Here is a 12,222-nt window from a genome sequence, read left to right as displayed (position 1 = left end):
ACGATCATGGCAGAAAGAAATTCAAGAGGAATTCTAAAATTCAACAACGGTGAAGGACAAAAGTTATTAAAACTGAATTATACGGTAGCCCGTGCTACAGACGTGTCCGGTAGAGTAGCATCTGATCCTTCCAATGCTCTTATTAAAATTACAGTAGAAGCTACAGAGAAATCTGACATCCTGGAAAGCCTACTTAATGGAAAATACAAGCCTACAGTAGGTGAAGTAACTTTCAACAAATCTCACGAAGAAGGAACATTAACAACATTAAAATGGACTAACGGGTATGTCATCCAGCACGAAGTAGATTTCGATGCCGTAGATGAAAACAGTATGTACATCAGTTTTGTTGTAAGTGCAGAACAAATTGATCTAGGTAATTCAGCTTATAATGGGGCTTGGCCTACAGCATAAGAATCTGATCTCTTAAAATTAACTCAACATAAAACAGAATGGTGCTACAAAGATGCTGTTCTGTTTTTTTGTCTGTAATTATTTCCATCGGGACATCATAAATGGACAAGCAGCTTTACCTTTTTTAAAATTCTATAATTTTAAACATAAAGCTGATAATGTGAATTTTATATTGTGAAAAATTCATAACTTTATGAAAAGGTCATTTGTTTTTTAATTTTTTTATTAAATAAATTCCCCGAAAACACCTTACATAATATGAATAAAAATACCTCGAATTCAGATAAGATTTCTGAGAATCATATTCCCGGAATCAACCGTGTGGTTAAACTGGATATTGTGATAGAAGGCAAAATCATCAAGCACTTTAAGCATTTTCGTTTGCAGCAAAGTGTAAAAAAACATCATGATTTTGAACTTACATTGGCTCATGATACCCTGGACGGAAGACAAAACCATGATCTGGAAGAAGCTCAACAGTTTTTAGGAAAACGTTTAACAGTGGTTTTTAAATACAAAGATGTAGAAGGAAGTCCGGAAAGAACCTTTGTAGGAGTGATCACAAGAGTGGGCTTCAGCCAGGAAAATCATAACCTTGGAAATATTGTTTTGAAAGGGCATAGCCCTACCATTCTGTTGGATGCTGCTCCCCACACCCAAAGTTTTGGTGGAGATCAGCCTGTTAATATGGGAATCATTGCAGAGGATGTTATCAAACAAGGGATAGAAAGTACCAAGTTTGATGTAAAAGTAAATGCCAAAGCTTCGTCCCAGATCCTCTACAGCGCCCAATATAACGAAACCCATTATAATTATCTCTGCAGAATGGCTGAAGCCTATGGTGAACAGTTCTACTATGATGGTGAAGTGCTGCACTTCGGAAATATGCCACCTCAGAATAAAGCATTGGAACTGGTATATGGAAGCAATGTTTCTGATGTGAATGTTGAATTGAAAGCGGTGCACATCAAACCCAGTTTCTATGGATATAACAGCAGCTCAAATGCTAAGCTCTCTTCGGGAGAAACCCCTATAAAACATGTAGGAAATTTGGCAAAAACAGCTTACCAAAATAATGACGGTATATTCAAAACTCCGGCATTACAGGTAGCTCCCATAAAAGCGGCAACCGATATGGATGTTGTTATTTCCCAAACCAGTACAGCCGGAAGTAAAGCGGTAGAAGTATTTACGGTTTCCGGTGGGACAACTATTCCCTTTTTATATCCGGGATGTGTTGCCGATATCAATATGCGAAAAACAGATACTAATCAAACCTCATATTTTACAAAGCTGATGATGACGGAGGTGATTCATGAGGTGGATGCTTTGGGCCGTTATACAGGAAGATTTGAAGCGATAGCCTCAGATACAGGATTTATTCCGAAACCGGATTTTATTGTACCTATTGCGCAGCCTCAGATTGCTACTGTAATATCCAATACAGACCCGCTGGAACAAGGAAGGGTAGCTGTAAGATTTGACTGGCAGCTTCACGATACTACCAATTTTATCCGAATGATGGCTCCTGATGCAGGAGGAACAGATCAGATCACCCAAAACAGAGGCTATGTGGCTGTACCTGAAGTAGGAGATCAGGTGATGGTTGGTTTTGTACATAATCACCCTGACCGTCCTTTCGTGATGGGAGGAATGTTTCATGGGGGAACAGCTATGGGTGGCGGTGTTAATAATCATTTAAAATCTATACAAACCAGAAGCGGTATTAGAATTTTGATGAATGATGCAGAAGGAAGTGTCAATATTATCGATCCTAGCGGGAATAATTATTTTATGGATGGAAAAGGTAATATTGTGGTAACTGCTCCTAAAAATATGACGTTCAATGCAGGGGAAAATCTTAATATTAATGTAGGAAAAGATATGAAGACCAGTGTTGGAAATGATCATACTACTACTATTACTAATGATCACAGATTCACCTCAAAAAACTATAAACAGACGGTGAACGAAAATAAAACCATTAATGTAACGGGTGATTTAAAAGAAACAACATCTACCACCACCCATAAAGCAAAAAATGGCGATATTTTGTTACAGAGCTCAGGAGTGGCGAAAATGCTGGGTAAAATAGATGCTAAGGTGAATAAAGGATAGAAAATGTTGAAAAAAGTACTGATCTCCTTCTTTTCATCGGTCTTATCGGTAGTGGCTCTTGTCATTATTGAATTAGGTTTTATGGATTTGACAACACAGTATAGCCATGGAGATTATGGATGGGTCGCCCTTTGGTTGATCTTCGCTTTTTTTCCGGTATTATTTGCTCTGCCGTTTGTAATGGCTTCTAAACGTAAACAAAACGAAATAAATGATTTTCTTTTATTTTGTTTTTACTCTTTTTGTATATGTTTTCTTGTGATATCGTTAATTTTAGTGATTATCCTTCCGTTGATGTCATAAGAATCATTAAGTAACAATAATTAAGAGTAAATTATTAAAAAAATGTAAGGTATTAATAATGAATAAACTAATAAAATATCTATTAAGCTTTTTATTTTTTACCCAGATCTCGTGTCAGGAAAAAAAAGACCATAAAAAAACTGAAACTATGACAAAATATGAATGGACTGAAGGAACCTCTGCCCCTTTAGGATATCCGATGGAAGTATACAAAGGAGGAATGGAATGCGAAGGAGGAGAATGGGTAGGATTAAGCTTTGGTATCGTTCCCGGGAGCCATTCCTGGGGATTGATTAATCATGGGATGGGGAATGGCTTTAAAAGTCTTCCTTCCCGTTTGGATTTTATCTGGATGTCTTATCTTGAAAATCAGTTTTACCAGATAGATACGGCAATTGATACCGAAATGGTAAGAAAATATTTTAGCCAGGGATTTGAAATAAAAGGAGCAAGCGGAAAAGCACAACATTTAAACTACGATGTTATTTCTGTAGGTATGGCACCTGGAGGTGTGGTCGTTGTTTGGGTGGCAGGAATTGGCTGGCAAAAAGAAATAGGGAGATATCAGGGTAAAAAAGTAACCATTCCAGAATCAGAAATTGCTAAGCTGGACAGTCATGAAAACCGATTTTGGCGCAAAGATTATTTGGAAATGGTACATACAAGAGAACAGATTATTCCAAAGAAAATACAGGAAGAAAACAAAGGAAAGCCTATACCATTTGGTTTATGGGATGTTTATAGAACAAGGTTTACTTGGAAAGCTATTTTTGAACTCCCGGAAAATGCAAAATTAAATCCGCTAAGAGATGTTGGGGTTGATATGATAAATGGTGAAAAAGAACAATTTGATGCTGCAAAAAATCCTTTATCAGATTATGATTTTAGAACAATTCCTAGTTCAATTTCAATGTCAGTATTAGATAAAGATAATAATAGATACGGAGCAGCATGTAATTTGGACGAAAAATCCAGCTTTGACGCTTTTAATAGTGTTTTTGGAGATAATCCCAAAAGTACCAAAGCAGAATTAGTCATAAAAGTGAATGAGGCGTTTAGCTTTTTTACAGTAAAGCTAAAAGGGGAAAATGGGAAAGAAGCTTTTATTAAGACAGATAAATTAGAAATATTTAAGTCGAAAAAGAAAAATTAAAAGAAGCCTCAAATTTAGGATTATGGGAAAAACATTTGTGTACAATACTGGAAATTATGCACCTCCTGTTGACGAACTGCATTTGGAGGTAGGTGTTTTCTTTGACGGAACTTTGAATAATCTTAAAAATACTGAGCTCCGCCAAAAATATAAGGATGGCAAAAACAAAATTGAAAGCACGGATTCTGAAGAGGAAATTTTACGAAAAGAAAAAGCGATAGAAGATACGACTGAAAAACAGGAAGATGAATATGATGATTTAGATGATAAAAAAAAGCCAGATGCCGGTTCCGAATATGACCAGTATCTTAAAGCGATTCACAGGAGCCGCTTAGATAAAATGGGGGTTGATAATAGTTTTAGCAACGATTTTACCAATGTTGCCAGATTGTATAAGTGTTGTGAACAGACTAATTATGCTATTTATATAGAAGGTATTGGGACGCTGGATAACCGCAGAGATGTAGATGATGGCTTCCAATATGGATCTGGTATTACAGGGGTAAGAGGGAAAGTGAGAAAAGGATGTGAAAAACTGGCGGATAGAATTAAAGTAATAATCAGAGATAGTTTAAATGCAGATAAACAATTTACAAAAATATATATAGATACTTTCGGATTCAGCCGTGGGGCTGCAGCCGCAAGGAATTTTGCTTACGAAATCAATGGTAAAAAAAGAACAGCAGATGTTGAGATAAAAAAATCCCGAAAGATAGTAGGATATACTCAAATGGATTCTTCCGAAGGACCAATTACGATTCCCCAATATGGAGATATGTGGATAGATAAGGATAAAATAGAGGTAGATCCTAATTATCTTGTTGATGGAAAGCTTCCGAAATTTGGATTTCTGGGATATTATCTTTTAAGTAAAGATGTACTGACCAAAGAAGAATTGGAAGATTTAGAACTGGATGTTCGTTTTATCGGGGCCTATGATACTGTTTCTTCTTATGAGGAATTTGGTGATATGGGTGGCATGAGACGTGTCGGATGGGAAGGGATGAAGCATTCTACCCTAGGATCTGCATACAATTTCGGAGATGATGTAGAACAGCTGCAGTTATTGAATCCAGGATCTTATTTCAAAGCCGTTCATTTTACGGCAGGCAATGAGCATCGGGAAAACTTTTCATTAACCAGATTTCCGGGTAGTATCGAAAAAGAATTTCCGGGAGTTCATTGTGATATAGGCGGTGCTTATGAAAACGGAATGGAAAAAGTGGATGAAATAGAAACTTCTAACCATAAACCCGTATGGTTCTTAAATAAGCGCAGACAGCAACTGATTGATGAACATTGGTATGATGATGAACAGATTGAAATCAATAATAGCTTTCTGAATTTTATTACAGCGGGAAGTGTATACCGTAAAATAACCGGAACCCGTTTTTTGAGAAAAGAATACAGCTATATTCCGCTACATTTTATGGAAGAGCACGGTAAAAATCTGTACGACCATCAATTGGTGATGAAAACTGAAACTTCCTATTCTATAGAACATGATCAGTATCTGCCTCATGCAAAAGATTTTTTACATGGTTATGTATTTGAAAATGGTGGAAAGTGGAATTTCAAAACGGATGAACAGGTTGAAAAAGAAAAACAGGAAAGAGCATTGCAAAGGCTGTTAGACCCGGAACCGGTACAGGAACAATCACCTGCTGAGATGGTAGATGAAAACGGGAATAAAATTAAAACCAAGACCTTGGAAGGGGTGACTGTTACTGCCTATCATCCGCAGGCCTTATTAAGAATTATACGCAATAAATACCTTCATTGGTCAGCGAACAGGGACTGGATGGGAATGGATCCCAATAACGATTATCAAAGAAGAATATATCCGGAATAATGAGTAATATACTGCAAAACCTTCATCAGAAAATATACCGCCTGGAAACGATTGTTACAGAGCAGAAAAACGAATTTTATTCCACAGAAAAACGATATGCCAGACAGGTGGAGGTCTTTTACCTTGGAAAAGAGAAAGAAGAACATCAGTTCCAGATTCTAGTCGTTGATTTTGACTTCTCAGATGAGGACGATGCAATGGGGCAATTTTTTAAAAAGGTCAGTTATCTGTTTGATGAGATAGAATGCAGGGTAGATGAAGAGGGAAATATTACAGCGGTAGATAATCTGTTTTTTCTCCAGATGAGGTGGGTGAAAATTCAAACTGAATTATCAAAGACCCATAAAGGAGGAGCGGTAGACAGCTATTTCAGCCGGGTGAGCCACTTGCTGGAAAATGAAAATGAACTGATTGAATTTTTAGGAAGTTACCATATGTTTGGGCTGCTTTTTAATGGCTTATTGCAGTCATTTGATAGCAAAAGAAAAAGAATATCTTCTGAAGGATATACGGAAATTATGACTCCTGTAATGGATGGTGAAAAAATGATGCTGACCATTTCTTCTGAAAACTTAGAAAAAACTGAAACCAGCTATTTCAGAGGTCTCTTTGTTTTCAAGGGCGATCTTTATGAGGAAGGTTTTACAGAAGTTAAAAAACACAATGCCCATTTAAAACATTCATTATTATGGATAGGTTAAATAACGATGGCAAAAATGCCGTCCCGGAAACTCAAAATCAGGCTCCAGAACAGACTCCCGATCAGATGAAAGCTGCCAACAGCCAGAAAATGGCAGGAAAGCGTGCCGAAAATGAAGAGAAAGATAAAAAGCAAGAAGATTTATTGCTGGCTATAGACGGAGCAAAAATAAAATTCAATGCTCATTTGGGAACATTTAAAGTGTTGAATGATGTACCCACCACACAAGATAAGCTTACCGGAACTATTGTAGAAAAACAGACACCCAATTTTATCTTTGATGATGGTTTCATTTTGACGAAATCTATAGAGTGGCAAAATTTTGGAAATGCTAAAGTACAGGACAATGAAGTGCTGTTGAAGAAATCGTTTTTACCCGGAGTAGGAGCTGTACCCGGAACACTTCCGGAAACGGGGAAAGTTGAATTTGTAGATTCCGGACAGGTGAATATACCTGAAAGCATTGATCCAAAGGGTGCACCGGTTCTGCGAAATACTATTGTGGAACAAACCTTTGTAGCCTGTATAGATTTCTATCGTTCGCAATTAAATGCAGATGGAAAATTTGGGAGAGAAGATACTCAATACAATGGAGAATTTGGCTTTGACCGATTTGATAAAAAAGTTTGTGCTGAAGGATTAGCTTCTAAATATGAAAAATTATCCAATATTATTACTAAAGAGAAAACCTATGCTGGTAAAAAAGAATATCTATGTCCATACTTAAGTGTTTGGGGACCAAATACTGAAAATAATACCGATAATAAAAAAAGTAAAATTTTTATATATGTAAGGGCCAATGAGGCCTTTGTGAAAAGTGAAATAAATGAAGCTGATATTGAATTAATAAGTTCAGATGATAAAATCAAAATATCTCCTAATATTGTAAGATTAAGTATAAAAGGTGCTGCTCAAAAAATTAGTATTGAATGTACAGGAGCATTTCGTAAGGATGTTACCATTATTGCAAAAGCAAAAGAGCAACCTCAGGAATTAGGAAAACTTATTGTAAAAGCTAATACTATTTATAAAACCATTATACAGCCAGTAAAAGTGACTTTTGGAACTACAGCAAGTACCGAATCCAAAGATATTCCTCATGTAAATTTAATGAAGGATATAGTGAAATTATTTAATGAAAACTCCTTTAACCAAGCCTATATTTTTGGAGAATTAGCTGCTACTACAAAGCATGTCACTTTTTTGGAAAGCGAATTTAAAAGTTTTTTCAATGATATTGACGGAAAACGATATTTAGAATATTCTGCCTCAAATAAGCAGAAAGCATTTAAATATGATGAATTAATGGGACGTCGATTTGAAGCAAATAATTCTGGTAAGGCTGATCAGCAAAGAAGAGAAGAATTACTCAATAAAAAGATTGAAAATCTACTGAAGGAAATTGATAAAATGTATGGTTATAAAAGTGATGACTTGAAAAAAGCTAAAAAGATGCATGAAGAGCATAAAGTAACTAATATATGGAATGATCAAAAAATAAAAGCTTTGTATGATGATTTTGTAAAGGAAAAAGCCGAATATAATCAATTATACCCAAATTCATTTAAGCTAGACCAGAATGGAAAGATCTATTTCTTTTATACTGAAGATATACATGGTGCAGGGTCTCCTGAAAAAGAAATACAGGCTTTCTCATTAATAAATTCTGGGACTGCACAAATTTTCAATTCTGCTCTTACTGATAAAGATGCAGCTTCTTTAATAATACATGAATTAGGGCATGCTTTCGGATTAAGACATCCTTTTGAGGCAGAAGTGATGGGGAGGTATCAGATAAAAGAAAATGGACAAAAATATAAACAAGATTATGAAGATGAAATCAAAAATTTAACAGTTGAGATAGATAGCGTAATAAATTCGAATATTGATAATTTAGAAAAATTAGAGGGTATCTCTAAAAGAGATAATATTCCAATAAGTGATTTACAAGGCTTGACTCTGCTTAATGAAAGATATAAATCTTTAGAAGGTCTGGTTGCGGACAAATATTCTTTTACAAATTTTGAGGCAAATTTTGTAGATTTTGTAAAAAATGATGTGATCGGTTTAGAGGGAAAAGCACTTTCTCAAATAAGTTCTAATGCTGTAAATCTATTACAGGAAAAAGAAAACTTAAAAATGAAGAAAGAAGAATTAGAGAGATTGAAAAAAGAACGTAAAAAAGCAAAGTCTTATGAAGAATTTCCCAACTCTAAAGCTAATAGTGAGACTCTTGAGAATTATCTGGACTACAGACAAAAAACAGATGGTAGTTTCAATAGTAATTTTCAATACAAATCTTTTTATCAATGGCAGTGGAAAGATATGATTAACCTTGGGAAAACAAGAAAATATTTAATTGAAATAAAATAAAAGAGATGAAGAAATTAATCTTTATATTTTCATTATTAACAATAATATCATGTAGTTCTGTAAAATATTATGAATATTATCAAAATGATAATATAACTGAAATGAATTCTAAATATGCATACTGCACTTTAGAGGTGCATAAGGATAAAGTTATTTATAGAGCTTTCAATAATAGCTATGTATATAAAGAAAAAGAGCCTATATCTTTTCTCTATATTGAAACCGGAAAAATGAGTGATCTGGACTATATTCCACTGTGGAAAGCCTCAAAATTTTATTATTATATAGATGAAAATCAAAAAAAGGTAATTGACTATACTCTTTTATCAGATGCAGATATTAAATTATTAGGGGGGTATTTTAAAGAGAATAATTTATACAAAAGAGAAAGCAAACAACCAGAAGATTATCACTTTAATAATTATAATTTAAATCGAATTGCCATATGGTTTCCATCAGAACTGAAAAGAGTACAAAAAATAAATTACTCTAAATTTCCAAAAGAAATACAGAAAATTAATCTTGTAAATCCAGATTCTGAAAAAGGTAACATAAAATAAAAGATAAAAGGATTGCTCTATAGTGCCTCATGTATTATTGTTGACATTGTCAAAAGAAAAAATGGTTACTGAATTATAGACAGGTGTTGTGTGGCAACTAGAACAATCAAAAATAGATGGAATAATGATAGAATACAATTAAAACATTCATTATTATGGATAGGTTAAATAACGATGGCAAAAATGCCGTCCCGGAAACTCAAAATCAGGCTCCAGAACAGACTCCCGATCAGATGAAAGCTGCCAACAGCCAGAAAATGGCAGGAAAGCGTGCCGAAAATGAAGAGAAAGATAAAAAGCAAGAAGATTTATTGCTGGCTATAGACGGAGCAAAAATAAAATTCAATGCTCATTTGGGAACATTTAAAGTGTTGAATGATGTACCCACCACACAAGATAAGCTTACCGGAACCATCGTTGAAAAACAGATTCCAAACTTTATCTTTGATGATGGGTTTCAGATGATTTCTCTCACAGAGTGGCAGGATTTTGGAACTGTGAAAGTTCAGGAGAATTATGTGCTGCTAAAAAAGTCCACTTTACCGGGAACAGGAAAAATGCCGGGAAGTGTCCCCCCTGAAACAGGGAAAGTAGAATTTGTAACCTCCGGACAAGTAAATGTTCCGGAAAGTATTGATGCAAAAGGAGCACCGGTGCCGGAAAATAAAGATGGTAAGTGTCCAAATTGTTCAAAAGAAATAACCGCTGAGTTAATAAGAGAAACAATCGGTGTAAAAAGCTTAAGTGAAAAACAACAACAAATTATAAATTCAATATTACCTTACTTAAATAAATATAGAAAAGATTTTGGTTTAGATACATGCTTAAGAAAAGCTCACTTTGTTGCACAAATTGCTCTTGAGTCAGCTTCGTTTACAACATTTGAAGAAGGAGAAGAATATTCTTCCAGTATAAGTTTAGGAGTTTTTAGTTCTTCTGTAATTCCAATCAATACAACTATTGTTGAATCTTTGAAAGACCATCTAACATCAATTTTCACAATAATTGATGCTAAAGGAAACAAAATTTCAAAAACAAATGATGAACTTAAAACAATATTATTGAATGATAAACCATCTATTATAGACGGGGAATTATATGGGAAATATATAGGAGGGAAAGATCCGAAAAATCCTAAAAAAAGAATAGGAAAAGTACTTAAAGAGGTTTTAAAATCAGATAAGTCATTAGATTATAAAATAGTATTGCAACCTCATACTTATTTTGGGATTCCTTTGATGTCTAGAGCTTATGCCCCTTATCCAGGTGATACAAGAGGACTAGGAAATGGAGATGAGCTAACGAGAGATGGGTGGAAATTTAAAGGGAGAGGTTTAAAGCAGGTGACAGGTAGGGCAAATTATGGAAGTTTTTCAAAATATAGGAATAAAAATCCTTTTACTGATGATACAACGGGATCCATAGATTTTGCAGAAGAAAAGCAAGGAGTTCCTTTAAAAGGAAAGTATTTAAAATTATCCGAAGATCCAATGTATGCAACTCAATCTGCATTATGGTTTTGGAATGAAGGAACGAAATATAATAAAAAAACAGCAAAGCAGCATGCTGACAACGATGATGTTGATTCTGTTTCAAAAGCTATTAATAGATACGATACAAAAGCACTCCCTAAAAGGGCGAAAAATTATGAAAGAGCAAAAATTGCTTTTGAAATTAAAGAACATTATGAATCTATAAAAAAAGAGAAAAAATGATAAAATACCCGCCCAAGATATTATTTGTTTTTTTGTTTAGCATATTTTCATATGCTCAAAATGTTTCTGTTTTAAAAGATTCGGTATGTATTTCCAATGAATGTTTTGAGTTACAGGAATTAAAAATAGAAACTAAGAATACAGTCATTTACAAGAAAATTCAAAAAAGCTATGATCTTTTTAATGGTGTTTTTTTTGATAACCCAGAAAAAAGATTGAATGCAAAAAAAGATACTTTAAAAAACTTAATTTCAACAAATTCTTTACGTGACAACCAATTTGGATTTGAAAAATATAAAATATTTCTCAATAAGAACGGCTTACTAAATGTATCTGTACATATTCAGTCTTATGGCTCTCCATGGGAGTATACGATCTATTATTTCTTTGATGAAATGAATGATACAGAAGTTGGAGAAAAATTATTCACGAACAAAAAAATGCTCCTACAGATATGTAGTAAAAAATTAAAGACAGATAACAACGTATTTGTTCCAATAAAGAATCTCAATCAATACAAAATAGATACAAGTATAGAGGGGAAAATGATAGGTATAAATCTCATTTTTTATGATGAGAAAAGTAGAACAAATAGTGGTTATCCGGAACACTCTGTTTATTTTACATGGAAAGAAATTGAAAAATTTATAGCACCACAGTATAGAAGGCGATTGACACAATATTAAAACATAATGTTTATTAAAAAAATTAAGATAACCTATCCAATGATTCTTATACTAATGGGTTTTATAGCCCAAGCTCAGGAAATAAAGATTTGGAATAAAGTTTTAAATGAAGAGAAGTGTAAATATAAAAACTGTTAATTATTGGAATAATGCTAAAATAGAGATTACCGCTGGTTGTTGTAAGAAAAATTTATTGATTATTAAACGAACTTTTTTAGAGAATAATATTGTTGGAGACAAACTTTATTTTAAGAAAAATAATGATAAATATTATTTTAAAGCCCTTAAAGAACTTGAACAAAAAACAGAGAAGAATTTTGAATGATGTAAATTAATAATTTACTCTAT

At 33.9% G+C, this 12,222-nt stretch carries 10 protein-coding genes; all 10 read left to right on the top strand.

All coding sequences use genetic code 11. The annotated features are described in order from the left end of the window. The first annotated feature begins 6 nt into the window (after positions 1–6). A complete protein-coding gene (gene tssD / locus MP478_RS05185) occupies positions 7–414 on the top strand; it encodes a type VI secretion system tube protein TssD (RefSeq protein WP_047487665.1) in 408 nt (135 codons plus the stop codon). A 258-nt stretch (positions 415–672) separates the two neighbouring features. Beyond that, a complete protein-coding gene (locus tag MP478_RS05180; protein ID WP_257199823.1) occupies positions 673–2,532 on the top strand; it encodes a type VI secretion system Vgr family protein in 1,860 nt (619 codons plus the stop codon). A gap of 361 nt (positions 2,533–2,893) precedes the next feature. Further along, entirely contained in the window at positions 2,894–3,988 is a 1,095-nt protein-coding gene (locus MP478_RS05175) for a DUF2931 family protein (protein ID WP_257199822.1), read from the top strand. A 22-nt stretch (positions 3,989–4,010) separates the two neighbouring features. Then, positions 4,011–5,840: a DUF2235 domain-containing protein gene (locus MP478_RS05170; RefSeq protein ID WP_257199821.1), complete on the top strand. Its 1,830-nt coding sequence runs from the start codon at positions 4,011–4,013 to the stop codon at positions 5,838–5,840. Beyond that, entirely contained in the window at positions 5,840–6,541 is a 702-nt protein-coding gene (locus MP478_RS05165) for a hypothetical protein (protein WP_257199820.1), read from the top strand. The genes MP478_RS05170 and MP478_RS05165 overlap by 1 nt, the downstream gene beginning before the upstream one ends. After that, entirely contained in the window at positions 6,529–8,913 is a 2,385-nt protein-coding gene (locus MP478_RS05160) for a hypothetical protein (protein WP_257199819.1), read from the top strand. Before MP478_RS05165 ends, MP478_RS05160 begins: the two co-directional genes overlap by 13 nt. A 5-nt stretch (positions 8,914–8,918) precedes the next feature. Continuing rightward, positions 8,919–9,473: a hypothetical protein gene (locus tag MP478_RS05155; protein ID WP_257199818.1), complete on the top strand. Its 555-nt coding sequence runs from the start codon at positions 8,919–8,921 to the stop codon at positions 9,471–9,473. A 155-nt stretch (positions 9,474–9,628) separates the two neighbouring features. Continuing rightward, positions 9,629–11,188, top strand: coding sequence for a hypothetical protein (locus tag MP478_RS05150; protein WP_230037784.1), 1,560 nt, complete (start codon positions 9,629–9,631; stop codon positions 11,186–11,188). Next, the gene (locus MP478_RS05145; protein WP_257190421.1) at positions 11,185–11,874 is read left to right on the top strand and encodes a hypothetical protein; all 690 of its coding nucleotides are present in this window, start codon (positions 11,185–11,187) and stop codon (positions 11,872–11,874) included. The genes MP478_RS05150 and MP478_RS05145 overlap by 4 nt, the downstream gene beginning before the upstream one ends. A 106-nt stretch (positions 11,875–11,980) precedes the next feature. Next, a complete protein-coding gene (locus tag MP478_RS05140; protein ID WP_257199817.1) occupies positions 11,981–12,199 on the top strand; it encodes a hypothetical protein in 219 nt (72 codons plus the stop codon). Positions 12,200–12,222 lie beyond the last annotated feature (23 nt).

The sequence above is a fragment of the Chryseobacterium sp. WG14 genome, assembly GCF_024586945.1.
Classification (GTDB): Bacteria; Bacteroidota; Bacteroidia; order Flavobacteriales; family Weeksellaceae; genus Chryseobacterium.
This window is presented reverse-complemented; position numbering and strand designations above follow the sequence as displayed.